The organism is Agrilactobacillus composti DSM 18527 = JCM 14202 (assembly GCF_001436375.1).
Classification (GTDB): domain Bacteria; phylum Bacillota; class Bacilli; order Lactobacillales; family Lactobacillaceae; genus Agrilactobacillus; species Agrilactobacillus composti.
Map to the genome: position 1 here is coordinate 19,788 of NZ_AZGA01000084.1, position 24,866 is coordinate 44,653.

General features: G+C 44.1%; 28 protein-coding genes. 17 read left to right on the forward strand and 11 right to left on the reverse strand.

Going from position 1 to position 24,866, the window contains the following annotated elements:
- Positions 1 to 79 precede the first annotated feature (79 nt).
- Both FC83_RS13615 and FC83_RS13620 read left to right on the forward strand, forming a co-directional pair.
- Positions 80 to 1,051, forward strand: coding sequence for a polyprenyl synthetase family protein (locus FC83_RS13615; RefSeq protein ID WP_052004577.1), 972 nt, complete (start codon positions 80 to 82; stop codon positions 1,049 to 1,051).
- Positions 1,052 to 1,203: 152 nt separating this feature from the next.
- Positions 1,204 to 1,842: a hypothetical protein gene (locus FC83_RS13620; RefSeq protein ID WP_057002887.1), complete on the forward strand. Its 639-nt coding sequence runs from the start codon at positions 1,204 to 1,206 to the stop codon at positions 1,840 to 1,842.
- A 74-nt stretch (positions 1,843 to 1,916) separates the two neighbouring features.
- On the opposite strand, the gene cydC is transcribed toward FC83_RS13620, so the two are convergent.
- The 4 genes from cydC to FC83_RS13640 all read right to left on the reverse strand — a co-directional run bounded on the left by cydC (position 1,917) and on the right by FC83_RS13640 (position 7,976).
- Positions 1,917 to 3,659 (reverse strand): thiol reductant ABC exporter subunit CydC, encoded by a 1,743-nt coding sequence (cydC, locus tag FC83_RS13625; protein WP_152537720.1) that lies wholly within the window; start codon positions 3,657 to 3,659, stop codon positions 1,917 to 1,919.
- Positions 3,656 to 5,416, reverse strand: a complete 1,761-nt coding sequence (cydD, locus tag FC83_RS13630; RefSeq protein ID WP_057002888.1) for a thiol reductant ABC exporter subunit CydD — start codon at positions 5,414 to 5,416, stop codon at positions 3,656 to 3,658. Before cydD ends, cydC begins: the two co-directional genes overlap by 4 nt.
- A 119-nt stretch (positions 5,417 to 5,535) precedes the next feature.
- Positions 5,536 to 6,537, reverse strand: coding sequence for a cytochrome d ubiquinol oxidase subunit II (gene cydB, locus FC83_RS13635; protein WP_057002889.1), 1,002 nt, complete (start codon positions 6,535 to 6,537; stop codon positions 5,536 to 5,538).
- Positions 6,534 to 7,976 carry a cytochrome ubiquinol oxidase subunit I gene (locus FC83_RS13640; RefSeq protein ID WP_035452243.1) on the reverse strand — a complete coding sequence of 481 codons (1,443 nt, stop codon included), beginning with the start codon at positions 7,974 to 7,976 and terminating at the stop codon, positions 6,534 to 6,536. The genes cydB and FC83_RS13640 overlap by 4 nt, the downstream gene beginning before the upstream one ends.
- 270 nt (positions 7,977 to 8,246) lie before the next feature.
- Here FC83_RS13640 and FC83_RS13645 point away from each other — a divergent pair, with 270 nt between their 5' ends.
- Positions 8,247 to 8,612 (forward strand): hypothetical protein, encoded by a 366-nt coding sequence (locus tag FC83_RS13645; RefSeq protein WP_152537719.1) that lies wholly within the window; start codon positions 8,247 to 8,249, stop codon positions 8,610 to 8,612.
- Entirely contained in the window at positions 8,605 to 9,456 is an 852-nt protein-coding gene (locus tag FC83_RS13650; RefSeq protein WP_035452239.1) for an aldo/keto reductase, read from the forward strand. Before FC83_RS13645 ends, FC83_RS13650 begins: the two co-directional genes overlap by 8 nt.
- 47 nt (positions 9,457 to 9,503) lie before the next feature.
- On the opposite strand, the gene FC83_RS13655 is transcribed toward FC83_RS13650, so the two are convergent.
- Together FC83_RS13655 and FC83_RS13660 are read right to left on the reverse strand one after the other, a co-directional pair.
- Positions 9,504 to 10,049, reverse strand: coding sequence for an AAA family ATPase (locus FC83_RS13655; RefSeq protein WP_035452236.1), 546 nt, complete (start codon positions 10,047 to 10,049; stop codon positions 9,504 to 9,506).
- Positions 10,050 to 10,198: 149 nt separating this feature from the next.
- On the reverse strand, positions 10,199 to 11,095 hold the full coding sequence (locus tag FC83_RS13660) for a cation diffusion facilitator family transporter (protein ID WP_035452235.1): 897 nt from the start codon (positions 11,093 to 11,095) through the stop codon (positions 10,199 to 10,201).
- A gap of 96 nt (positions 11,096 to 11,191) precedes the next feature.
- Here FC83_RS13660 and FC83_RS13665 point away from each other — a divergent pair, with 96 nt between their 5' ends.
- Both FC83_RS13665 and FC83_RS13670 read left to right on the forward strand, forming a co-directional pair.
- On the forward strand, positions 11,192 to 11,590 hold the full coding sequence (locus FC83_RS13665) for an HD domain-containing protein (RefSeq protein WP_035452233.1): 399 nt from the start codon (positions 11,192 to 11,194) through the stop codon (positions 11,588 to 11,590).
- Positions 11,591 to 11,622: 32 nt separating this feature from the next.
- The gene (locus FC83_RS13670) at positions 11,623 to 12,018 is read left to right on the forward strand and encodes a hypothetical protein (protein WP_035452231.1); all 396 of its coding nucleotides are present in this window, start codon (positions 11,623 to 11,625) and stop codon (positions 12,016 to 12,018) included.
- Here the strand turns inward: FC83_RS13670 and FC83_RS13675 are convergent.
- On the reverse strand, positions 11,986 to 12,597 hold the full coding sequence (locus FC83_RS13675; RefSeq protein WP_035452229.1) for a carbonic anhydrase family protein: 612 nt from the start codon (positions 12,595 to 12,597) through the stop codon (positions 11,986 to 11,988). The two genes, FC83_RS13670 and FC83_RS13675, sit on opposite strands and share 33 nt — an antisense overlap.
- Positions 12,598 to 12,737: 140 nt before the next feature.
- On the opposite strand from FC83_RS13675, the gene FC83_RS13680 reads away from it, so the two are divergent.
- From FC83_RS13680 to FC83_RS13695, 4 genes are read left to right on the forward strand one after another with little or no spacing between them, the layout of a single operon-like run.
- Positions 12,738 to 13,520, forward strand: coding sequence for an ABC transporter ATP-binding protein (locus FC83_RS13680; protein WP_035452227.1), 783 nt, complete (start codon positions 12,738 to 12,740; stop codon positions 13,518 to 13,520).
- 9 nt (positions 13,521 to 13,529) lie between these two features.
- Positions 13,530 to 14,510 (forward strand): FecCD family ABC transporter permease, encoded by a 981-nt coding sequence (locus tag FC83_RS13685; RefSeq protein ID WP_057002890.1) that lies wholly within the window; start codon positions 13,530 to 13,532, stop codon positions 14,508 to 14,510.
- Positions 14,507 to 15,511 carry a FecCD family ABC transporter permease gene (locus FC83_RS13690; RefSeq protein WP_035452225.1) on the forward strand — a complete coding sequence of 335 codons (1,005 nt, stop codon included), beginning with the start codon at positions 14,507 to 14,509 and terminating at the stop codon, positions 15,509 to 15,511. Before FC83_RS13685 ends, FC83_RS13690 begins: the two co-directional genes overlap by 4 nt.
- Before the next feature lie 13 nt (positions 15,512 to 15,524).
- Positions 15,525 to 16,466: an iron-hydroxamate ABC transporter substrate-binding protein gene (locus tag FC83_RS13695; protein WP_035452222.1), complete on the forward strand. Its 942-nt coding sequence runs from the start codon at positions 15,525 to 15,527 to the stop codon at positions 16,464 to 16,466.
- A gap of 60 nt (positions 16,467 to 16,526) precedes the next feature.
- Here FC83_RS13695 and rpmG read toward each other — a convergent pair whose 3' ends face one another.
- Positions 16,527 to 16,676 carry a 50S ribosomal protein L33 gene (gene rpmG / locus FC83_RS13700; RefSeq protein ID WP_035452220.1) on the reverse strand — a complete coding sequence of 50 codons (150 nt, stop codon included), beginning with the start codon at positions 16,674 to 16,676 and terminating at the stop codon, positions 16,527 to 16,529.
- A gap of 211 nt (positions 16,677 to 16,887) precedes the next feature.
- Between rpmG and FC83_RS13705 the strand changes: the two genes are divergently transcribed.
- Together FC83_RS13705 and FC83_RS13710 are read left to right on the forward strand one after the other, a co-directional pair.
- Complete coding sequence (locus FC83_RS13705) at positions 16,888 to 18,345, forward strand: NCS2 family permease (RefSeq protein WP_057002891.1); 1,458 nt, start codon at positions 16,888 to 16,890, stop codon at positions 18,343 to 18,345.
- 113 nt (positions 18,346 to 18,458) lie between these two features.
- On the forward strand, positions 18,459 to 19,007 hold the full coding sequence (locus FC83_RS13710) for a GNAT family N-acetyltransferase (protein ID WP_035452217.1): 549 nt from the start codon (positions 18,459 to 18,461) through the stop codon (positions 19,005 to 19,007).
- Here FC83_RS13710 and FC83_RS13715 read toward each other — a convergent pair.
- From FC83_RS13715 to FC83_RS13725, 3 genes are all read right to left on the reverse strand, one after another.
- Complete coding sequence (locus FC83_RS13715; protein ID WP_035452214.1) at positions 19,004 to 19,696, reverse strand: type 1 glutamine amidotransferase; 693 nt, start codon at positions 19,694 to 19,696, stop codon at positions 19,004 to 19,006. The genes FC83_RS13710 and FC83_RS13715 overlap by 4 nt on opposite strands.
- A gap of 54 nt (positions 19,697 to 19,750) precedes the next feature.
- Positions 19,751 to 20,251 (reverse strand): CvpA family protein, encoded by a 501-nt coding sequence (locus FC83_RS13720; protein ID WP_035452212.1) that lies wholly within the window; start codon positions 20,249 to 20,251, stop codon positions 19,751 to 19,753.
- Positions 20,252 to 20,341: 90 nt separating this feature from the next.
- Positions 20,342 to 20,719 carry a hypothetical protein gene (locus FC83_RS13725; RefSeq protein ID WP_035452209.1) on the reverse strand — a complete coding sequence of 126 codons (378 nt, stop codon included), beginning with the start codon at positions 20,717 to 20,719 and terminating at the stop codon, positions 20,342 to 20,344.
- A 164-nt stretch (positions 20,720 to 20,883) separates the two neighbouring features.
- Between FC83_RS13725 and rsmG the strand changes: the two genes are divergently transcribed.
- From rsmG to ychF, 5 genes are read left to right on the forward strand one after another with little or no spacing between them, the layout of a single operon-like run.
- Complete coding sequence (gene rsmG / locus FC83_RS13730; protein WP_035452207.1) at positions 20,884 to 21,621, forward strand: 16S rRNA (guanine(527)-N(7))-methyltransferase RsmG; 738 nt, start codon at positions 20,884 to 20,886, stop codon at positions 21,619 to 21,621.
- 19 nt (positions 21,622 to 21,640) lie between these two features.
- Complete coding sequence (gene noc, locus FC83_RS13735; protein ID WP_057002892.1) at positions 21,641 to 22,549, forward strand: nucleoid occlusion protein; 909 nt, start codon at positions 21,641 to 21,643, stop codon at positions 22,547 to 22,549.
- 10 nt (positions 22,550 to 22,559) lie between these two features.
- Positions 22,560 to 23,408 carry a ParB/RepB/Spo0J family partition protein gene (locus FC83_RS13740; RefSeq protein WP_035452204.1) on the forward strand — a complete coding sequence of 283 codons (849 nt, stop codon included), beginning with the start codon at positions 22,560 to 22,562 and terminating at the stop codon, positions 23,406 to 23,408.
- A gap of 60 nt (positions 23,409 to 23,468) precedes the next feature.
- Complete coding sequence (locus FC83_RS13745; RefSeq protein WP_035452203.1) at positions 23,469 to 23,717, forward strand: DUF951 domain-containing protein; 249 nt, start codon at positions 23,469 to 23,471, stop codon at positions 23,715 to 23,717.
- Between the two features lie 32 nt (positions 23,718 to 23,749).
- A complete protein-coding gene (gene ychF / locus FC83_RS13750) occupies positions 23,750 to 24,850 on the forward strand; it encodes a redox-regulated ATPase YchF (RefSeq protein ID WP_035452200.1) in 1,101 nt (366 codons plus the stop codon).
- The last annotated feature ends 16 nt before the right edge of the window (positions 24,851 to 24,866 follow it).

Here is a 24,866-nt window from a genome sequence, read left to right on the forward strand (position 1 = left end):
TTCCTTTCTTTGACGATATTGGTTAATATAAAACTAACATACTTGCGCTAAAAAAACAGTTGTAAAGAGGTAGAACACGGTGATTTCAATTAATCCAATGTGGACAGCTTTTCCAGGCTTGCACGATCAACTGATGCAAGTGGAACAAGTTATCCAAGCAAATATAAAGCTACGCAATAAGGCGATTCAAAATACGTTAGAGGCTTTGACCATCAATGGGGGAAAGTTGGTGCGGCCCGCGTTTTTATTATTGTTTGCCACCTTTGGCCCCCAACAAGATCCACCGAAATTTAGCAAGAGTGCAGCAGCCATGGAAATTTTGCATTTAGCCACTTTGATCCATGATGATGTGATCGATGACTCGCCACTGCGGCGGGGGGTGACCACTATGCATACCCATTATGGCAAGCGTAACGCCATTTATGCGGGGGATTATTTATTCACGGTTTATTTTGAATTGATCAATGAAACCGCCCGCAATGCCCAAGATACCCACTTGAATGCCATTAGCATGCGGCAAATTCTTCTAGGGGAACTGGACCAAATGCGCTTTGACTTTAAAACTGGTATGTCGGTCAAAGACTACCTGCGGGAGATTGACGGTAAAACGGCCGCGTTATTTCAATTGAGCTGTGAAATGGGCACGCGCCTAAGTGGGGCAAGTTTGACCATTCAGCGCCGGGCCCGTAGAATCGGCCATGATATTGGGATGGCTTTTCAAGTTTTAGATGACATTTTAGATTATACCCAATCCGAAGCGACTTTGGCCAAACCCAATGGGGAGGATCTGCGTTCAGAGACTTATTCGATTCCGCTATTATTTGCTGTTCAAAATTATCCTGAGCTCAAAACCTTGCTCCGCCAAGAAATGACCCCAGCCCATGTGGCCTACTTGGTCCACTTGGTTCAAACCTATGGCGTGGCCGATGCCAAAGATTTAGCTAGCCGCTATACCCAAAAAGCCCTGGCTGAGATTGCCCAGTTGCCTAGCGGGGATGCCGCGGAAATTTTGAAACAAATTACCCAGGCCTTATTGATCCGTACCAACTAACAGCTTGTCCGATATTTATCAGCAATCAAGACAACACAAGTTGCCTGGTTTAACAGGGGACTTGTGTTTTGTTTTGGATTTCAAGTCGAATTAATTGCTTCTAAAGCCCATTCTCGGTAGGATTACAGTGAATTGAGAAAGGGATGTTTTTGATGGCAAAATTTGATTATCGTACCATAGAAGCACAAGAGTATTCCCATGCAGATGAGCCCTCGGTGGTCATTTTAAATGAACGGAATTATATCACCTTCAAGTCAAAGGGACACTTTGACTTACAAGATGCCCAATTCATGCAACAAGTCGCTAGTATGTATGCCTTAGCCGACGGGATTCGGCAACAAGCGGCCACCAGCAACAAATTAGCTTGGTTTAAAGACTATGTGCCTTATCCATTAAACAGCTATTGGTATGAAGACGGCAGTTACTTATTGCTGATCAAGCAACCTAACTTTACCATCCCCGAATTATTAGACAATGCCAAGGCGGCCTTGGTTTCAAAATTTCCAGCAGCCTTATTAGATGATATTCATTTTGAACGGCACGCTGAAGGTGTAGAGGCCCAATTGATCAATCATGGCCCCGTGGTACCTGACAATGCGACCTTTAAGACCCTGGCTAAATTTATGGCCGACAATCAATTTCAGCGCCATTTCACCGGGCATCGGGAAGTTTACTTGACCCCCTTAACCCCTGATTTAGCGCCGGCAAAGCTGGAAGTGTTAATTCGCATCCCTATTGAACGCAATGAGAGTAGTTTAGATTCTGGCCGGTTTCCAGTGGCAGAGAATTAACTGGCAAAAATTATTAAAAAAGTCGTCAATAATGCCCTATTCCGGGTAATTATTGGCGGCTTATTTAATCGGGTTTAGTAGCCTCGGTCCATATCATAGAGTTGCTTGAAATGGGTATTTGTTTGCAGTAACGTATGGGGATTACCTTGCATTTCGATGGCCCCTTCAGCTAAGAAGACCACTTGATCCACAAGTTCTACCCCTTGGAGATGGTGGGTGATCCAGATGACAGTTTTGCCCTTTAATAGGCTAAAAAAGGTCTCCAGTAATTCTTGCTCGGTAATTGGATCTAAGCCCACAGTGGGTTCGTCTAACAAGACCACCGGGGTATCTTGCAGCAAGATCCGGGCCAAGGCAATACGTTGGCGCTCCCCGCCAGAAAAACGGCTGCCGGCTTCTTGAACCACGGTGTCATACTGATCTGGTAGGGATTCAATCTTTTGCTTCATTTGCACTTTTTCTAAAACTGCTTTAACGTCCGCATCGCTGGCTTGTTCATTACCCAGACGCACGTTGTTCATGATCGTGGTGTCAAATAAGAAGGGACTTTGATTCAAGACCGCAAAAAACTTTGCCCGCTGTTTTTGTAAACTCAACACGTTTAAATCGTTGATCTTAACGGCACCTTGCTGGGGGGTCAGATCCCCTAAAATCAATTGCAGCAACGTGGTTTTGCCGGTGCCACTGGGGCCCAGTACCGCCATTTTCTCGCCTTTTTTAAGGGTCTGGGAAAAATGGTTGATCAATACCGGAGAGTCGGCGTCATATTCAAATTGCAGGTCAGCTAGTGTCAATTGCGCAAAGGTTTTAGGATCTAAATCTTGTTGCGCTGGCAGCTGTTGTGGTGTGGGTTGTAAGTCATTTAACCGCTGGACAGAATCTGCATATAATGGCAGCTCGTCAAAACCGGTACTGATGGGGATAAACGCATCAGATAAAGGAAAGATGGCCAAAACAAAGGCACTGACAAAATTGGCCTGGGCTTGATTAGCGGTAAGATGTTGGTTGGTGAAGATGATCAAGACTAAGACCATCACTAAGAAGATGATTTGTAAAATGAAATCACGCCGCCAACCAAAACGTTTGCTTTTAAGTTCTGAAGTTCTTAAGGCTTTTAAGGCAGGTTTAGGTCGCTGGGTGAAATCTTGGTGCCGCCCAGAAATGACCCAATCAGAAGCGCCCATGATATTGTCCGTGAGATCCACGTACAAGCCATTGTTGATGGCTTTTTGCCGATAGCGTCTAGCCCCTTCGATACTTTGAGAAATAAGGGGCACTAAAAAGATCTCCACAAAGAACAACAACAGCAATAGCAGGCCGTAAAACCAATTTAAGGCCCCAATCAAAACAATAACGATGAAGCCAATAATGTAGCCCACGATCGTCGGAAAAACGGTTCTCAAGTAAAGATTTTGCAAATGACCGAGGTCGTCGGCTAATATACCCAAGATATCTCCGGTGCGATGGTGTTCTTCAAAAAAGGCGGCATCTTTTTCCAAAACATGGTAGAGGCGGCGTCTTAAATCTGAGGTGACCCGCAACACCCAATTATGGCTGCGCAGGCGTTCTAGATACTTAAAAACTGGCCGGCCGATCCCAAAGGCCCGGGTCAAAACCACGGCCGCATAGATCATTAAAATATTATAAGGATGGGTCGCCGAACGGTCGATGATATACCCAGAGGTAAACATCAAGGCCGAGGCACAAATGGCGGTTAAAACCCCAAAGAGTAGGGAGTAGAACAAGAGCGAACGATAGCGCTTTAAGTAGGGTTTTACCCAAGTATCATGTTGCATCAATTCGCGAATTTTTTTCATGAAAGGCTCACCCGCTTTTGCATATGTTGTGTTAAGGCCGTAAATTCCCCTGGTGTGGCGCTGAGCTCATCTAGCGTTCCCTGCTGCACTAATTGGCCATCTTTCATGACCAATATATAATCCATTTCTTTGAGCCAATGGAGGCGATGGGTGGCAAATAAGACCAGGTGATTCTTGAATAGGGGCATCATGGTTTCTTTTAAGGCATACTCGGTTTCAATATCCAAATGGGCGGTGGGCTCGTCAAACATGAGTACATGTCGGTCTTGGTCTAAAAAGGCCCGGGCCAAGGCAATCCGCTGGGCCTGCCCGCCACTGATACCGCGGCCGCCTTCACCCACTAATGTATTCAAACCGTCTTTTAAGGTGGCTAAAAAGTCGTCTAAGCCGGCCTGAGAAGCCGCCGCGGCAATTTGGGCAGCGCTAGCTTTGGGCTGGTAGAAGGCAATATTAGCGGCAATGGTGTCGGCGAATAAATAAGGAAATTGGGGAATGAAGGCAAATTGTTGCTGCCAATTGGCTTGACTCAAATGGGGCAAGTCTTGGCCATTTAAGCTAAAGTTGGCCGCTTTTGGATCTTCAGATTTCAAGGGGGTCAAAAAGCCCCCTAAGGCGTTGAGTAGTGTGGTTTTTCCAGAGCCGCTCATGCCGATGATCCCCACTTTTTGATAACCCTTCAAAGTGAAGGCGATGTCCGTGAGGTCAATGGCCTCATTTTCATCGGGGCTATATTGGAGATTAAAATGGTTGGCAACTAATTTGCTATTTTCATCCCATTTAAACGTGTCCGGGACCAGTTGGCGATTGGTGACGCTGGGTTGGGCCACAATATCCAAAATATCTGTTAAGGCATTTTTACCATCCAAGGTGGCGTGGTAGTCATTGCCGAAGTCTCTGATGGGTAAAAAGAATTCCGGGGCTAGGATCAAAGAAACTAAGGCTGGAAACAAGGGAATGCTGCCGTTGATCAAGCCTAAGCCTAGGAATAAAGCCAAGAGGGCAATGGATAAAGTGGTAAACCAGTCTAGGGCAAAAGTGGATAAAATGGCGATTTTTAAGACGTCCATGGTACTGCGGCGGTAGTCTTCACTGACATTATAAACATTGGTTTCATATTTTTCAGAGAGGCCCAGAAATTTTAACGTGGACAAGCCCCGCAGGGAATCTACAAAGTGATTAGATAGCCGCAAAAACCCCGCGTATTGTTTATCGGCCTTGTCTTGGGCCGCGAAACCTAAAATGATCATAAAGATGATCACAATGGGGAAGACGAGGGTTAAAATCAACCCACTGCGGCCACTGTTGAAATAGATGTAAATGAGGATCAGCCAGGGAATGATGGCCATGTCGATAATTTTGGCGAAGATCAAATTGAAATAATTATAAACATTATTGATCCCATCTAAGGCCACGGTGACCAATTTTCCGGTTCCGCTTTGGGCAACTTGGCTGGCGCCAGTCACATAGACTTTGTCCAACAGCTGATCGCGCAGGGCTCCACTGGTTTTGTCAGCGTATTTATCTAGAATGATATTTTTGAGCCAGACACATAATTGCCGTAATAAAAAGGCACAGGCAAACAGAATGGTATCTGTGGTTAAACTATTTAACGACTGCATCCGCCAAGATAAAACCAAAACTTTGGTTAAGAAATGGGCTTGGGCAATAATCGCCCCGGCCTGAATCAAGGTCAACAGCGCAGATATTATTAAGATGACGCGGACGCCAGGTAATTTAAACAGGCGTTGATCAATCATAAAATCACCAATTTTCAAAAAAGATAATAAGCTAAAAGGGTTAAGAACATAAGCAGAGAGGTCGGGGCAAAAGTAAGTTTTGCCGTCGACCTCTCTAAAAGTTATTTAATGATAAACCACTATGCGCTGGCTTTGACCCGCCGTTTGAAGATGAAGAAACTCCAAATGAAGTAAGCCAACATGATTGGTAACAAGATACAAGCCACAATGGTCATGATCTTTAATGTATAAGGGGATGCAGATGCATCTTTGATCAACAGGCTATGGGCTGGATTATCAGCAATCAAGACCCGTGGGAACAAGCCGTTGAACAACAAGATAACGATAGAACCTAAGGTCAAACCACTGGTGATGAAGCCCCAGCCTTCGTGGTCGGCGTAAGCACAGTACATAGAGATAGCTGACAAGGCCACGATCAAGACCAAAAGCAATAGGGTAGAAATTGGACGTTCCTTGAAGAAGTCCGTGAAGATGAACAATAGAATTGCAAAGACAACTTCACCGGCAAACAAGACCCAATATAATTTTTCAACGAGGTTTCTAGCCCGATCTCTTAAGTTGCCATCAATTTTCAAACGAATGAAGTTTAACCCGTGGATCAAGCAAAGCAAGGTGACAGCTACACCACCGACAATGGATAACAAGTTAACGTTATCCCATAGGCCAGCGAAGATGTCGCCATTTTTGTCCATTGGTAAACCTTGGATCAAACTGGTGAACATCATCCCTAATAAGAACGGCGCAACGGTACTGCCGATGCACAAAGCCCAATACCAGAAATGACGGCCCCCAGCAGTTTCAGCGTTAGCGGAGAATTCAAAGGATACACCCCGGAAAATCAACGCACACAAGGTTAAGAACAAGAGAATGTAGTAGCCGGAAAATAGACTGGCATACCACAGTGGGAAGGAAGCAAACATGGCACCACCAGCGGTGATCAGCCAGACTTCATTACCATCCCAGTGGGGACCGATGGTGGCGATCAAAGCTTCCCGGTCGTCATCGTTTCTAGCCAAAACCCGGGTGGCCATGCCGACACCAAAGTCAAAACCTTCCAAGAAGAAGAAACCGATAAATAAAACTGCGATTAAAATGAACCATAATAGTTGTAAGGCACTCATCTTCCAAACGCCTCCTTGCTGAATGGATCGTTGTTTGCTGTTGCGCCATAACCTGCGCCATCATCATCAGGACCTTTGATCATGATCTTTCTAGAATAGAAGACCATCACGGCACCCATTAAGGAGAACATCAGGAAGTACACAATATTTGTAAACCATAGTTGACCGGCTGTTGTCGTTGGGGATACCCCATCGGCAATGGTTTGTAGACCATAAACCAACCAAGGATAACGACCTAGTTCAGTGATCAGCCAACCAGCTGAGTTGAAGACAAATGGGGTATAAGTACAAATACCTAAGACCCAAAGCAACCAGCGTTTGTTTTCAATGGTGTCCTTATTCTTGCGGGTGAAGAACAAGCCCAAGATAGACGTGAGCAATAATAAAGCTGCCCCGCCGGCCATGACTCTGAAGCTCCAGAAGACGGTCTTGACAGGGACATAGTAGTTCATGTCAGCACCAAACTTCTTATCATATTTAGCGTGTAACTCTTGGTTCAAGGAATTCATCCCTTGAACGCTCCCGGTAGTCTTGTGATAAGCTAACAGACTCAAAACCTTCGGAATTTCAATGGAACTTTTAGTTTCATGCTTATCCGTATCAAAGCTAGCAATGACTGTCCATGGGGCTGACTTACCAGTGTCTTTGTAGACACCTTCAGTCGCGGCAAACTTCATAGGTTGGTCTTTAATAATTTGTTGGGTCTGAAAATCCCCAGCTACGATAACGGCAATAGCCGCAAATAAACTGATCCATAAGCCAATGCGCATGGACTTCTTGAAGAAATCGTGGTTATGTTTACGCAATAAGCCAAAGGCAGCGATCCCAACAACGACTGTTGCGGCAGTTAAGATAGCCCCAGTAATCACATGGGGGAATACTTTCCAAAGCTGTGGATTGGTAATGATGTCTGCAAAACTGGTCATTTTAACCCGGCCAGTGGCTTGGTTGATCGCGAAGCCAGTTGGATGTTGCATGAAACTGTTGGCCGCTAAAATCCAAATTGCCGAACACATGGAACCAATCATGGTTAACCAGATGAACCAAACGTGGACTGCCGGTTTAAACCGGTTCCAAGTGAACATCCATACCCCAATGAAGACTGATTCCATAAAGAATGCTAACAGTGCTTCAATGGCAAGTGGGGCGCCAAAGATATCGCCCATAAACCGTGAATAATTAGACCAGTTCATCCCGAACTGGAACTCTTGAATAATACCAGTGACAACCCCAACAGCAAAACTCAGTAAGAAAATCTTCCCCCAGAATTGTGCCATCTTCTTGTAGGTCTCATTTTTCTTAACCACGTACATAGTTTCCATGATAGCGACGACAAATGCCATCCCGATGGAAAATGGTACGAAGAAGAAGTGAAAGACCGTTGTCATTGCGAATTGCCATCGAGCTAATGACAAAACACCAATACTCATCAGTGCCATACTAACAACCTCCCTAAAAAACATACAAAAAATCAAATAAAAATTAAGTAGAAAAATTATAAATTATAACTATTATTATTGTAGTTTGAAAAGCGACAGATAGCAACCAGAAACTGCTTTTATATCAGGAATTCTTTTTTAGTTTAGCCTAATTCTTATTGAAGAAATTAACCAAATTATTGCCAGTGTTGCCGCTGACATTTGCTTTCAGGGATTTTCAAACAAATATTAGGGAATATGCTAAAATTGTAATTAGAGGTGAGCAATTTGGTGGATGAGACACAATTGGACTTGGACCAACAGCATCAGATCAAACGCCGGTATCGCCAACAAAAACGCCGGTTCATGCCCTTGATATGGTTGTGGTTATTAACGGGTCTTTTAGGGGGCCATCGCTATTATTTAAAACAATATCGCTCTGGGGTGGCCATGACCCTGGGTTTATTTGTCGCCCTTAGCGTAGGTTGGTTCACCTGGTATTTATTAGTTGCTATCAATCTAGGCTGGTGGTTGTATGATGGCTTTCATTTGAAACGCTGGTTGGTTCTGACCAATGCTCAAATCCGGCAACAAATCTTGCGACAAGTTGTCCCACCCAGTATGACGCCAACAAATAAGGAGGCAAATAATGGTTAAAATTCCGAATGTTCTGTTAGCCAATGGGGTGCCGATGCCCCAACTAGGTTTAGGTGTTTTTAAAGTTGAAAATGATCAAAATGTTAAAAGTGCCATTAAATGGGCACTGGAAGCTGGCTATCGCATGATCGACACGGCGATGATCTATCACAACGAAGAAGCTGTGGGGGAAGCCATCGCTGAAAGTGGCTTGGCGCGCGAAGATTTATTCATCACTTCCAAATTATGGAACGCCGACCGAGGGTATGATCGAACCAAGGCGGCTTTTCAAGCGAGTTTACAACGGTTGCAGTTGGACTATTTAGATTTGTACCTGATCCATTGGCCGGCAAGTGGGTACATTGAAAGTTGGCAAGCTATGGAGGAACTCTATGGTGAAAACAAGATCCGGGCTATTGGCGTGTCCAACTTTGAAATCAATCATTTAAATGATTTAATGTCTAAAACAGCCATCGCACCCATGGTGGATCAACTGGAGACGCATCCTTATTTCCAACAAAAAGGTTTACATGATTTCTTAGGTCAACATAATATTGTTCATGAAGCCTGGGGACCATTAGGCCAAGGCAAAGGGAATTTAATGGCTGATCCGGTCTTAACACAAATTGCCCAAGCCCATGACAAGTCGGTGGCCCAGGTTATTTTACGGTGGCATATTCAACGGCATATTATTGTGATTCCAAAATCGATTCATCGCGATCGCATCGAGGAAAATGCCGATGTTTTTGATTTTAATCTCACTGAAGCAGAGATGGCCCAAATTGCAGCGATCGATAAAGGTGCCCGGGGCAGTCGTGACCCCAACGATGCTGAATGGTTAGCGTCAACCCAAAATATGGCTTAGGTGTAAAAAAATAGCCCGGGACGATAATCGTCTCGGGTTTTTACAATTTAAACGGCTTGAATATCACGGATCATTGTCACTAAACGGTCAATATTTTCGGCCTTGGTATGACCTTCGGTGTAGAAAATATATTTAGTGATATGATGACTCAAGTAATGGGTCAGGAATTTTTCAGTAATTTCGGTGTAGATACCTTGTTTCAACAAGATTTGTTTGTTGGTCGCTAAATCGGTGGACGGCAGCATCAAGATCATCCGGGTATTGGTAGCGGCCGTGAGGTCTTGGATGTCGGCCACTTCATCATCGGTGGGATCAATGAGAATGCCAGAGCCTAAGTCAAATAAGGTGCTGTCTTTAGCAGGTAGGATCTCTTTCATCGTAGCAATGGCGTAGGGTTTCCAGTAGCGGAATAAAGCAACCGTGTCATTTTGACGGATATATTGTTCGGCTTGCCGGGGATCGTAGCCATATTTGATAAAGTATTGACTGCGGGCTTCATCAATGGAAAAGTAATTTAGGTTGGTTAGCTTGGCGGCTGCTTTACCCAAGATGGTTTTACCAACACCGTGGGGACCAATTAATGCGATATTCAATTTAGAAAACCTCCACTGTTTTCGTTGTGTTAGCGCACAATAGGAACTATTCAATAAGTATATGTTACAAATAATCATTATAAATTACAATCAAAAAGCCACCGGAAGCGGTGACTTTTACAAGTATTTTGAAAACAGGATGTTTTAATTTAAATGCAGTGGTCGGTGGACTCATCACTGATTTTACCCAGTTCAACTTGAATTGTCGTGTGATTGAGGTCAAAATTGTGGGTAAGTTCATGATCCAAGCGGCGGATAAAGTCGTTATTATGATCTAAGGTGGTCCGGATAACATGTGCCGTCAAGGCATTTTCGGTGGTACTCATGGCCCAGATGTGCAGGTCATGAACGCTGGTGACCGTGTCTTGGGTTTGGATAAAGCTTTTAACTTTTTGCAGATCAATGGATTGGGGCACCGCGTCTAAGGACAATTCCGTGGCACTCTTTAAAAGTCCCCAGGTGCTGATTAAAATAACCAAGGCGATCACTAAACTGAAAACGGGGTCCAACCAAAACCAGTTGGTAAATTTCATAATTAATGCGGCGAAGACGACCCCGACAGAAATGGCGGCATCCCCGGCCATATGGATAAAAGCACCTTTCACATTTAAGTCTTTGTGTTGATCTTTCATAAACAGCCAGGCCGTGAACCCATTGATGACAATCCCAATGGCGGCCACGATCATCACATCGTTTTCCAAGACGGGTTGAGGGTTTTGCAGACGTTGAATAGCCTCGACGACAATGCCGCCAATAGCCACCAGCAAGAAGACCGCGTTAAAGAGGGCAGCCAGAATGGAGCTCTTTTTATAGCCATAGGTCAAACGATCTGTCCGTTCCCGTTGGCTTAAGATAACGGCTACCCAAGAGACCAATAGGCCTAAGACATCGCTGAGGTTATGGCCGGCATCGGCTAGTAAACTTAAGGCATTGGTGGCCAAGCCAAAACCACCCTCAATGATAACAAACGAAATATTTAATAAAATACCAATTTTAAAGGCACGATTAATTAGCGGTGTCCGCGCGGTATGATCGTGATCTGCCATGATACATGTCCCCCTCTACATATGAACGTCTATTCATATATTTAGCTACATAGTACCACTTTCTAATATTAAAGGCAATGAAGGAGTTTACATTTTATGACTGAATTATTTGCAAATGCTGACCATAATTGGACGCCAGATGGCACAAGACCACCACAATGGGTGGTTTTAGAATTAGCGCAAAAGTTTCAAAGTCGCACAGAAGACGGCCCGATCATCGGGTATCCCCAATATGATGGGGCCCTCAATGAGACCGTTGCGGCCCAATACCAAGGATCTTGGCAACGTACGCTCAATCAATACTTGTTACAAGACACTAAAATATTCGATTTTTGGGCGACTGACCATATTGCCAATCACCAGGTGAGCCATGTGCAACATGTACTTTATTTTGCCACCGTTATGGCTTATTTAGAACGCTTGGATCCAAAAGACAGCTTGATCTTACAGTTAGCCGCTTGTTTTCATGATATTGGCCGCCCAATGGGGGGATAGATCCGATCCATGGCCGGTTAGCCGTTGAACGCTTGTATCGGCATTACAAATTAGCACCGGATGTTGATGTGGCGCAATTTTCCCAAGCATTTTCATTGCAATCCATGGTTTTGGTGAATTCAAAAAGCGAAGTTCCCATGCCGGAACTTCGCAAAAATGATGTGCATGTTTTATTGGATATTATCCAATACCATAGCTTAGATGATAGCCAGGCGCAGACTGATTTTACGAAACGCTATAATGATCGGGCGGCCCAGCGGCGCTTGACGTTGTTAAGCTTGTTTAAAGATTGTGATGCCTTAGATCGCTTGCGGTTTACCGGCAATTTGGATGTCCATTATTTACGCCACCGCAATGCCCGCTGCCTGTTGGGTCGATCGGCCGTTTTAAATGGGTTAGTGCAACCGCAAGATTTTGCGCTGGTTTAAGGGCTGAATTTGCCGGTTATTGGCCCCAAAGAAGGTGGCTAAGCGATCTAATTGGGATTGGGCCACCATTAAGGGTTTAGCGGCCACATACCATTCGATGCCCTCTTGTACCGGTGGGGTGGTTAAAGACCCCACGTAATGGTAAAAGCTAGGGGCCTTTAACCAACTACTCACGTCAACGGGTTGGGTCAAGGCTGACGTGTCGACTTGATCTAATAAAGCTGCTAATTGGGGATTAGGCAAACCCAGTTCAAATAAAACGGACACCACGGCATTTTGACCATCAATGAATTCATGGACAAAATGGGCTTCTAGTGCATAACGCTGACCATTGAGCAGATGTTCAGCCGGATGGTGAAAATGCAGTTCTTTAAAGGCTGCTGCCCGATCCAATAGCGTGGCAGATCCTACACCTGTCAAAGACAATTTAAAGCCGAGATTTTGAATCCCGGTGATGGTATATGTATGAAACTGGGGTAAATCGGCCAAGGGGATAGCTTGTTGCGTGGGAATATCGATGGGGGATTGCATCTGACCGGATGTAATCTGCCATTGGGCTTGATCACGATAAGAATACATGAGACAAAACTCCTTTATATTTAAGATAAGTTGTGTTATTAATGTAGCGCAAAACTTTTATAAAGAAAAGCCTTTCATAAAATAACAATATTAGGTATGATAATACCGAGAACCATTCTCAATTAGGAAGCGTGATGAACATGACTTATTTTGCAGGGCAAAACTTAACCATCGGCTACGGCCATAAAACGATTATATCCAACCTCAACGTCACCTTTCCAAAGGGCGAAGTGATCGGGTTGATTGGCCCTAATGGCAGTGGGAAATCCACGTTATTGGGCGCATTGTCTAACTTTAGAAAGCCCGAAGCCGGGGAGGTTATTTTAAAAGATAAACCATTGAGCAGTTATTCGGCTAAGGCCCGGGCTAAACTGCTAGCCAGTTTGCCCCAAAACCCCCAGGCTCCTGGGGACATTACGGTTGAAGATTTGGCAGGCTACGGTCGGTATGCCTATCAGCGGCGTTGGTCCAGCGACAAAACGGCTGATGACAAGGCCATCCAATTGGCCATGGTCAATAGTAACATTGAAGACTATGCCCAAACACCGTTAGCTGATCTCTCCGGTGGCCAGCGCCAACGGGCATTTATTGCCATGACTTTGGCCCAAGATAGTGAAATTCTCCTATTAGATGAGCCCACCACTTATTTGGACTTGCCCCATCAATTGGAGATTTTGAAGTTGATCCGTCACTTAAATCGGGATTTAGGGAAGACTATTATCGTCGTGCTCCATGATTTAAACCAGGCTGCCCGGTTTTGTGATACGCTTTTGTGCTTAAAGGGGGGCAAACTGGTTTGTCAGGGCGCACCTAAAGACGTTTTTACACCAAAAATGTTGGCGGATGTATTTAACATCAAAGCAGTGATTCAAAATGATCCCGCTAATAATTGTCCCACATTACTAAGTTACGATATGATTTGAGGTTTGGTTATGATTCGCGTAAAACTGCATACATTTCAAATAAGTTTAATCATCTGCCTGGTAATTCTAATGATTCTCAATTTATTAGGTGGGATCAAGTGGTATGGCTTGCCCAGTCTATGGGCCGATACCAGCCCGGGTTTTGCGATCATCTGGCAAATCAGATTTCCCAGGATGATCGCTGCCGTGTTAGTGGGAGCCATGTTAGCGGTGGCCGGCCAAATCTTGCAGACCGTTTCCCGCAACCCGATTGCGGACCCATCTTTGCACGGGATAAACAGCGGCGCCAATTTGGCGTTGATTATTGGGACGATTGTAGGCTTACCCTTTACCATCTATTGGCGCTTTGGCCTGGCCATCATTGGGGCCTTAATTACCTTTATCTTTGTCATGGCTTTATCCATGGGCCGAGGCGGGATGAATCCCACCCGCTTGATTTTAAGTGGGACGGTTTTTTCCGGCTTTCTCAATGGAATTGCTTATGGTTTTAGTATTTTGACCCATTCCAGCCAACGTTTTCGTAATTTTTTAGTGGGTGGTTTTTCTGGGACGACGTTGCCCCAGATTGGGTTATTAATGGGTATTTTTTTATTGGTTCTGTTGTTTATTTTTTGGTTGCGACAAGATATCACCATGCTGGCTTTGGATGAAAAAATTAGTCAAAGTCTGGGGAACCAGTTAGTTGTGACCCGGATATTTGCAGTTTGCGTAGTAGTTTTGGCTACGGCCATCAGTGTGGCTATTGGCGGGAACATTGCGTTTATTGGCTTGGGTATCCCACATTTAGTCCGATTTTTTGATCATCGGGATTTTCAACATACCTTTATTGAAAATATGCTTCTGGGCGGGGCGTTTTTATCATTTTGTGATTTCTTATCTAAAACGCTCACAGCCCCTTATGAATTACCCCTGGGGGCCTGTTCAGCAGCCTTAGGTGGCTTATTCTTAATCTGGTATGTTAGAAAAGATCGTAGGGTGGCGTTTTCATGAGTAGAGCAAAATTAAGACGGCGCTTCATGCTTTGGGTGGTGGCCTTGTGTCTTTTAACAGTGACCATCGCGGTGATCAATATTAGCTTAGGGGAGATGCATTTATCGCCGCAGCAACTCTTGAAAGCCCTATTAGGACAGGCCAATCGTCAAGATGAATTGGTGTTATGGCAATTTCGCGCACCCGGGGTGGCCATGAGTGTCATTGTCGGGGCAGCATTAGCCTTAAGTGGCGCAATTTTTCAGCGGCTGACCGGTAATGACTTAGCGGATTCCAGCATTCTAGGGATCAACGCCGGAGCCAGTTTTGGCGCGGTCCTCTTTTTAGCAGCCAGTCAAATCGGGCTCCAGCTTAGTGAAACCGTGGGCTTACCTATTTTCGCTTTAATTGGTGCGGGCATCACGGCACTGCTCGTTTTTAACATCAGTCAGGGCCAATCGCCCTTGGGCTTGTTGTTGGGCGGGGTGGCCGTGGGGACCTTGTTAAATGGCCTTATTTTATTGATTCAGCTACAGGTCTCCCAAGAAGATTTTGAAAAAGTTATTGTCTGGATCTCCGGTAGTTTTTGGAATCTGGATTGGTCTTATATCGGCCTATTGGCTGGCGCTTTTGTGGTGGTTTTTGCCGGTGGTTTGTTGAGCTTACATAACTCAGATTTATTAACGCTAGGGCACCGCGGGGCGGCCAGTTTAGGTTTGGAATATGATAAGAAAAGACGGCAATTGATGATCTTTGGTATTTTGCTGGCAGCCATTGGGGTTGCTGGCGGTGGTGCCATTGGCTTTGTAGGGTTAATGGCACCACATATTGCCCAACGCTTAGTGGGAAGTAAGGGCCGTTATTATTTACCCTTGACCATGTTCATTGGCGTGGATTTATTAATGATTGCCGATGTGGTGGCGGCCAATTTATTTGCCCCCAGTCAATTACCGGTGGGCTTAGTGGTGGCCATGATCACCGTGCCATATTTCATTGTGTTAATGTTACATCAAAAAAAGTGAGGGAGTTTTTTATATGAAGCATTTTAAAGTTCGTTGGTTGTTAGTGGCCTTGTTGGCCTTGTTAGCGGTTGTGACCTTCAGTCAGTCCCCAGTGCAAGCAGCTAGTAGTAGTGGCACCCATATCTTTAAGGCTAAAAATGGGAATATCAAAGTTCCTAATAACCCTAAACGTATTGTGGTGCGGACCTACATGGGGCAAGTATTGACCTTAAAAGGGAATGTGGTTGGCAGTACAACTTGGGATTTAAATAATCCTTTTATTGCTAAAAGCACCCGAGATAAAGTTACCAACGTGGGCACGCCCATGAACGCGGAAGCAGTTTTGAAATTAAAGCCAGATCTGATCATCACCGATACTGAGGCTGATGTGAAGGCTATGTCTAAAATTGCGCCAACCGTGTTGATCCCCTACACTGAAATGCGTAATATCAATAAAATCAATAATCGTTTTGCCCAATTATTAAACAAACAATCTGAAGCTAAGCAGTGGGCTAAGAACTTCAAACAAGCTGCTGCTAAAGATCGCAAGAAGTTGGATAAAGCCGGGATTACCAAACAAAAGACGGTTGGTATTTATGAACTCCAAGATGGCAAACTTTATGTTTATGGCACCAACTTTGGCCGGGGTGGGCAAGCATTGACCACCGGCTTGAACTTCACTTTACCAAAGAAAATCAAGGCCATTGATAAGGGGGCTGGTTTTAAACAAATCTCCGTTGAAGCTTTGCCGCAATATCAAGCCGATTACATGTTCTTCACCAGCTACAGTACTAAAGGTAAGGCTGATCAAGAATTAAAAGACTTACAAGCTAATCCTGTTTGGAAAAACTTAAAGGCCGTCAAAGCCAAGCACGTGATCACGTTGCCATTCCAAAAAATGTATTACTATGATCAAACTGCTACGATGGCTCAATTAGACTTAGTTACTAATGCCTTATTGAAAGCTGGTAAATAAATAGGCACACCAAAAAAATCCGCAAAGCCTAAGGGCTTGCGGATTTTTTATTGGAAACAATTATTTAGTTTCGGTGAAGACCACATGTTTACGCAATTTTGGAGAATATTTACGTAAAGATAAACGGTCAGGCGTATTACGTTTGTTCTTAGTTGTTAAGTAAATACGCTCGCCGGTTTCTTTGTGCTCTAATAAAATATGATTACGCACGATGAATCGCTCCTTTAAATTAGACGTTACTTTTAAAATCTACATGATTTTTGAAAAAAGTCAATACGCCAATTATAAATGATTTTGCTCGAATAATCAAAACACGAACATTCAAAAGAAATAGTGTAAATTAGTTCCGATATGCTGTTGATTTTTGAATTTTGAACCCGTATAATGGATTTTATGATTTTGAAAAGAGGAAGGATTATTTATGGAGCGTTTTTTTGATTTAAAAGGCAATAATACCAGATTCAGTACGGAAGTCATCGCGGGTATTACGACTTTCTTCGCCATGTCTTATATTTTATTCGTTAACCCTGCGGTCCTTTCTTTAACAGGGATGCCCTCACAGGCCGTCTTCTTAGCCACCATCGTTGCCAGTGCCGTGGGGACTTTATTCATGGGGTTGTTCGCCAATGTTCCCTATGCCTTAGCGCCAGGTATGGGCTTAAATGCCTTCTTTACATATACCGTTGTTTTTGCCTTAGGTTTTAAATGGCAAGAAGCTTTGGGGTTAGTGTTCATTTGTGGGATGATCAATATCTTGATCACCGTGACCAAGGTGCGGAAGATGATCATCATGGCTATTCCTGAAACCATGCAACATGCTATGGGTGGTGGGATCGGGGTCTTCATTGCCTATATTGGGGTGAAGAATGCCGGTTTTCTCCAATTCACTTCTGATGCTGGGAGTATTTCGAGTGTCAACGGTCAAGCTTTTAACGCCAGCCAGACTCATTTTAAGGGTGGTATTGAAAGTATTGTTTCCAATGGTGGTATTGTACCGGCACTGGTTAATTTTTCCCAGTCCGGGGCTTTATTAGCCCTCATTGGCTTGATTGTGGTCGTTATCTTGTTGATCAAGAACGTGCCTGGCGCCGTTTTGATCAGTATCATTGTCACCACGTTAATTGGGATCCCCATGGGGGTCACCAATTTGCATATCTCGGCAGCTAATTCTTTAGGGAACTCCATTTCCCAATTAAGTGTGACCTTTGGGGCTGCTTTTGGGCCCCATGGCATGGGTTCATTATTTAATTCCGCCAGTAAATTACCATTAGTGATCATGACGGTCTTTGCCTTTAGTTTCTCGGATACCTTTGATACCTTGGGGACCTTTATTGGGACTGGGCGTCGGACGGGCATTTTCTCGGCCCAAGATGAAGTATCCTTGGAAACCGGTCATGGCTTCTCTTCTAAAATGGATAAAGCCTTGTTTGCCGATTCCATTGCCACCTCAGTGGGGGCCATTTTTGGGACTAGCAATACCACCACTTATGTGGAAAGTACCGCCGGTATTGGCGCTGGGGGTCGGACTGGTTTGACCAGTGTGGTGGTCGCAGTCTTATTCTTATTGAGCAGTTTGATTGCGCCATTCATTTCCGTGATTCCGACTCAAGCCATCGCGCCAGCGTTGATTGCCGTCGGGATCATGATGATGGGTTCTTTCAAGAGTATCAACTGGGACGATTTAAGCGAAGCCATCCCCGCATTCATGGCATCTATCTTCATGGGCTTGTGTTATAACATCTCCTATGGGATCGCGGCTGGTTTTATCATGTACTGCTTGATCAAGACCATCACGGGTAAAGCTAAAGAAATCCATCCCATTCTTTGGATCGTAACGATCCTTTTCATCCTGGACTTTATTGTCCTAGCTCTGATTTAAATTAGATTTTTTCAGGAGTCAGCCCATGGGTTGGCTCTTTTTAACTTGGCAAAGAATTGTCCGGCGGGGTACACTGGATAGGCGACAAATAATGATAGAAAGTGTGGTTTAAGATGTTTATAACACCGATTGATGACCATTTCAGTATCCGCAAAATCGCCATTCAAGATGCCCAGCCGTTATTTGATCTGATCCAGCAAAATAGTGCCTACCTCATGCCTTACTTGCCCTGGTTGACCCCAGAATTGACGCTGGATGATGAAATTCGTTTCATTCAAGATATGTTGACTAAACAGATGTCAGGTCTGGTTTATGCCACGGTTATTTTAGAGGATCAAAAGGTGATTGGCAATTTAGATCTACATCAAATTGATGTGAATAATCGCCGCGGGGCCGTGGGGTATTGGTTAGACGCCAAACACCAAGGCCAGGGTATTATGACCAAAGCCGTGGCCAAATTGGTAGCCATTGGGTTTACCGAGTTGAATTTAAATCGCATTGAAATTGAAGCCGTGGCCAAAAATAAGCCTAGCCGCAAAGTTGCTGAGCGACTAGGCTTTCAATTAGAAGGCACATTAAGACAATACGTGTTGACTGATGGTGAATTTGAAGACATGGTCATCTATAGCCAACTTAAAGCGGAGTGGGCCAAACACAACTAGTTTTTTACCGCGGTTTGGCTTAACCGGTTTTGATGCCGAGTGACGATCAACTTGGCAATGGCTTGGGCAATATTGATATTTCGTAACAAAGGGCCATGGGCATAGCTGCCGATGGTATTTTTGTAGTGAAGCCCTTCCACACCATCTTCAGGATTATTCCCATAACCGGTGATCATTTTACCCAGGGGTTTGAGTTCATCAGGTTTGTCAAAGTAAGTCCGGCCACTATGATTTTCAAAGGCTTTGACTTTCCCAAACTTGGTTTCAAATTCGGTATCGCCAATCATGCGGCTGTCGGCTTTGAAGACCGTATGCAGCGGTAAAATACCCAAGCCCTTGATAGTGGTCCCACTGGCGGTTTTATAATAATCCCCCAGCAATTGATAGCCCCCACAAATACCTAACATGGGATGGCCGGCGTGAATATAATTTGCTAAAGTCGCTTTATGCCGCAACAGGTCTTTGGCGACCACAGTTTGTTCGAAGTCTTGACCCCCACCAAAGAACACGAAGTCATAGTGACTAGCGTCAAAAGGGTCACCCAGGCTCACATTGTCGACTGCCACAGTGTAACCTTCTTTTGCCAAGAGATAACGTAAAACTTTCACATCCCCGCTATCCCCATAGGTATTCATTAAATCTTCATATAAGTAAGCAATTTTAATTGGTTTATCTTTAAAATCAGCCATTTTATGCCTCCATTGTGCGCTGTACCAGCATGTTTTCTCAGATTATATCATACTTCAACTCCCAAATATTTTGTGAATAAATGTTTCCGTGAGTAGCGGGGTTTGTTGGGTGATCCAACTGGCCACAGGCGAGTTGGCAATGAGTTGGTGGATATTATCATAGGGTAAGAAGTTACCGATCCATAAAAAGATGAAAATAACACAGTAAACTAAAATCAGATTTAACAAGCCCCCAGCCAGGGCATTGGTTTGATGAATGACGGGAATCCACGTAATGGCTTTAGAAGCCCGAGCCAGCCAGGAAATCAATAGTTGGCCTAGAATAAAGATCAACCCAAAACTAATGGCCCGGGTCATTTGATCAGCAACAAAATTTTGCCGGCTAAAAATATTTAAGCATTTGGCCACACTATGGCTCAAAGGGTCATTATAGTGCCAAGCAACGAAAAAAACCACCAATGAGCCCACGGAGAAAATCAATTGGCGCAAGAAGCCCCGGTGGGCGCCGCGGATCAGGGCACCAATAAGTAATAAGATAATAAAAAATGACAGCATATCATGCGTTCCTTTCCGGCATGTTTAAACTGTCATAAGTGTAGCAATATTTTAGAGATTATTCATCGTTCCAAAGGCGTAGAGGCCCTACTACTTAATTTTAGCCACCCATTTTTGGGCTTCCGCTAAAACTTGTTTGGTTAAGTCGTCCCAATTGTCATATTTAGATAATTCAACGACACTTTCATCTTCACTATCGTTGAAGGTACTTTTATTATTGATGATGATGGTATATTCATCAAATAAAAAGCGGTCATCACGATGTCTAACTTGTAAAGTGAAAAATGCAGCTTCATAAGTGGCCGTATTATCTGGTTCTTGATACAACACCTCTAACTCACGCTTGCCATCATCAAAGTCAAACTGTTTGAGTTTGTCCCAGATCTTTAGATAATTTTCATGTAATTCATTGACTTGTGCGTCAGATAAATCTTCATCATATTGAATGGTTTTCCCTGCAAGTTTCATAAGCAATCTTCCTTTATAATTAGACGTTACTATCATCATAGGATTAAGAATGAATTGGGTCAAGTTTTCAATGACGGAAAGCCTTGCAAGGGGAGGGGAGATAGTTTAAAGTTATTAGAGCGTGAAACATTTTTGTTTCACATAATACGTCCGGGAGGTAGGCTATGTCCCCAGAATTATTTCGGCAAACATTAGCACAAAACTATCAAATTAATTTATCAGATCAGCAAATGACCCAATTTGCCCAATACTTTGAACTATTGGTGGCCACCAATAAACAGGTCAATCTCACCTCGATTACAGCGGTAGAAGAGGTTTATTTAAAACATTTCTACGATTCAATCACCCCATATTTGTATTTTAAAGATTTATTTGACGCCAATCCGGCAATGACGGTCTGTGATGTGGGCGCTGGTGCCGGCTTTCCATCGATCCCTTTAAAAATTTTATTACCGCAATTAGAGGTGACCATTATTGATTCTTTGAATAAACGGATCACTTTTTTGAAGACTTTGACCACGACTTTGGGGTTGGCAGACGTCACGTTGTTACACGGCCGAGCAGAAGAATATGCGACGCCAAAGTCGCCGCTGCGGGCTAGCTTTGATTTGGTTTTGAGTCGGGCCGTGGCAGCTATGCCAGTCTTGGCCGAATTTTGTCTGCCCTATGTTAAGTTAAATGGTTATTTTCTAGCTTTAAAGGGGCAAAAGGGTGCCAGCGAACAGGCCGCTGCCCAATATGCCATTGCCACATTGGGGGGGAAAGTGATAGCTGAAAAGACATTTACTTTGCCAGACACTGATCAACAACGGGATTTGATTTTAATTGAAAAGAAAAAAGTGACGCCGAATAAATATCCCAGAAAAGCTGGGATGCCGGCTAAAAAACCGTTGATCCATTAATACAGAGGAGGCTGAATTTATGGCACTATCTTCATTCTTCAATAGACGCAATAAGGATCAAGACAATGAAACTAAGACCCGGGTCACCCAGATTCCAGTGGCCAACATCATTCCCAACCGTTTCCAACCGCGCAAGGTATTTAAGGCTGAAAGTATCAATGAATTAGCCCAGACCATTGAAGAACATGGCCTGCTGCAGCCCATCGTGGTCCGGGAATATGAGTCGGGGCACTATGAAATCATTGCTGGGGAGCGGCGTTTTCGAGCGGTAAAAAAATTAGCTTGGACAAAGGTGTCGGCTATCATTGAGAATTTAAGTGATGCTGAAACTGCCGCCATGGCTTTGATCGAGAATCTTCAACGGGAACAACTCTCCCCAGTTGAAGAGGCTCAAGCCTATGAAAACATGTTGACCCAACAAACGTTGACCCAGGCCCAACTGGCTAAGGCGGTGGGAAAGAGTCAATCTTTTATTGCTAATAAAGTACGGTTATTGAAGTTATCAGATTCTGTGCAAGAAGCCATTATCAATGGCGAGTTGTCCGAACGCCATGGTCGCGCATTATTAAAGTTGGACGCGGTGGATCAACAGATTATTTTGCAAAAAATATTGACGGATCATTTAACGGTAAAAGAAACAGAAGTCGCGATTGCAGCCTTGCATCAGCCTGAAGCAGCGGCACAAACACCGACAACCACTGAAGCAAGCCCTGATGCCACGCCAGCTCAGACAGCGCCACAAGATAAACCTAAGGCCAAAACCGCCGCCAAAGGACCGAAAATTCACGTTTTTGCCAAGGATCCCAAGTTAGCCATCAATACATTGCGGGAATCTTTGGATATGATTCAAGGCACCGGTGTAGATATTCAAGTTGAAGAAACAGATGCCAAAGATAAGTATCGCCTTGTTGTGACCATTAAAAAGTAGGTGCTTTAAGATGACCCTTGATTCAAGTTTGACAGATTTTTATGATCAACAACCCAAAGCAACAGAACAAGTTTTGGAATTGCCCCTTGATCAACTACGGCCCAATCCTTACCAACCGCGGCAAGAGTTTGAAGCCCAAGCGCTCAGTGAACTGAGTGCTTCTATTGCCCAAGATGGGGTTTTTCAACCGATTATTGTTCGCCCCAGTATTCAAGGCTATGAGATCATTGCCGGTGAGCGGCGCTTTCGAGCTAGCGGCTTAGCCCAGCAAAAAACGATTCCAGCGATTGTCCGCCAAATTTCGGATGCGCAAATGATGGAAACTGCTGTCCTGGAAAATCTTCAGCGCGAAGACCTCAATCCGCTAGAAGAAGCCCAGGCCTATGAGACGTTGATCAAACGTCTGAATTTAACCCAGGCTGACATATCCAAGCGCTTGGGCAAAAGTCGGCCATATATTGCCAATTACTTACGTTTGTTGACTTTACCGGCTAGTACGAAGCAACTTCTGCAAAAACGGCAGCTATCCATGGGCCAAGCCCGAACGTTACTGGGGTTAAAGGATAAAGCGCAAATTACGGCCCTGGCTAAACGGACTGTCCGGGAGAATCTTACTGTCCGGCAATTAGAAGCCATGGTCAGTGCAGCGAATCAACAGCTTTCTAAAAAACACCGGGGTAAAAAGATCAAAGCGCAATCGCCTTTTATGACGGCTACCACCGCTGCATTAGCTCAAAAATTAAGTGCCAAGGTGGCCATTAGTGATTCGGCCAATGGCCAGGGGAAAATTCAGATCGATTATTTATCCACCCAAGATTTAAATCGTATTTTAGAAATTTTAGGGGTTTCCCTCGATTAATGTGGCATTCCTTTTGATTTTGTTTTATGCTTTAGATTGGGTTTTTAAGGAGGTTTTGTGATGTTTGAACTAGGTGATATCGTACTGATGAAAAAACCCCATGCCTGTGGGACCAACCGCTGGGAAGTTCTGCGAATGGGGATGGATATCCGTATTAAATGTCTAGGTTGCGGGCACATGATCATGATGCCTCGCAAAGATTTCCAAAAGAAAATGAAGCACGTCTTGGTGCAAGCCGCTGACGTCACGAAAGAAGAAGCAAATTACCAGGACGTTGTGAATTTTAAACGGCCTGATGAATTTTTATAAACTAATTAATCAAAGAAAGTGAGTTTTTTAACATGGCATTAACTGCAGGTATTGTGGGCTTACCCAACGTCGGGAAGTCTACTTTGTTTAACGCGATTACTAAAGCTGGGGCAGAAATGGCGAATTACCCCTTTGCGACTATTGATCCGAATGTGGGGATGGTTGAAGTCCCTGATAAGCGGCTACAACGCATTGATGAATTGATCCCCGCTAAAAAAATTATTCCCACGACCTTTGAATTCACGGATATTGCTGGGATCGTCAAAGGTGCTAGTAAAGGGGAAGGTTTAGGTAATAAGTTCTTAGAGAATATTCGGCAAGTGGACGCTATTGTCCATGTGGTCCGGGCTTTTGATGACGACAATATCACCACAGTATCTGGTAAAGTTGATCCCTTAGAAGATATTGAAACTATTAATCTGGAATTGAGTTTGGCTGATTTAGACAGCGTTAACAAGCGCTATGCTCGGGTTGAAAAAGTCGCCCGGACCAAAGATAAAGAGGCCATGGCTGAATTTGCGGTCCTACAAAAAATTAAACCTGTTTTAGATGACGGGGGTAGTGTGCGCTCAATTGACTTTGATGAAGATGAACAAAAAATTGTCAAAGGGCTATTCTTATTGACGGCGAAACCCGTTATTTATGTGGCTAATATTGCCGAAGCAGATATGGCTGATCCTGATGCCTCACCTTATTATCAAACTATCAAGGATTACGCCGCTAAGGAAAACGCGGAATCCTTGGCTATTTCTGCGAAGACTGAAGAAGAAATTGCCGAATTAGATGACGCCGATAAAAAAGATTTCTTAGAAGCTGAAGGTGTCAGTGAATCCGGTTTGGATCGTTTGATTCGTGCATCTTATCATTTGTTAGGCTTAGCCACATTCTTCACAGCCGGGGGTAAAGAAACTAGAGCTTGGACCTTTAAACAGGGGATGAAAGCCCCACAAGTTGCCGGTATTATTCATTCAGATTTTGAACGGGGCTTTATTCGGGCCGAAGTGGTTTCTTTTGAAGATCTAGATCAATTAGGCAGTCAACAAGCGGTTAAAGAAGCCGGGAAATTGCGCCTTGAAGGTAAAGACTATTTGGTTCAAGATGGCGACATTATTGAATTTAGATTTAACGTCTAATTATTAGGAAAGTAGG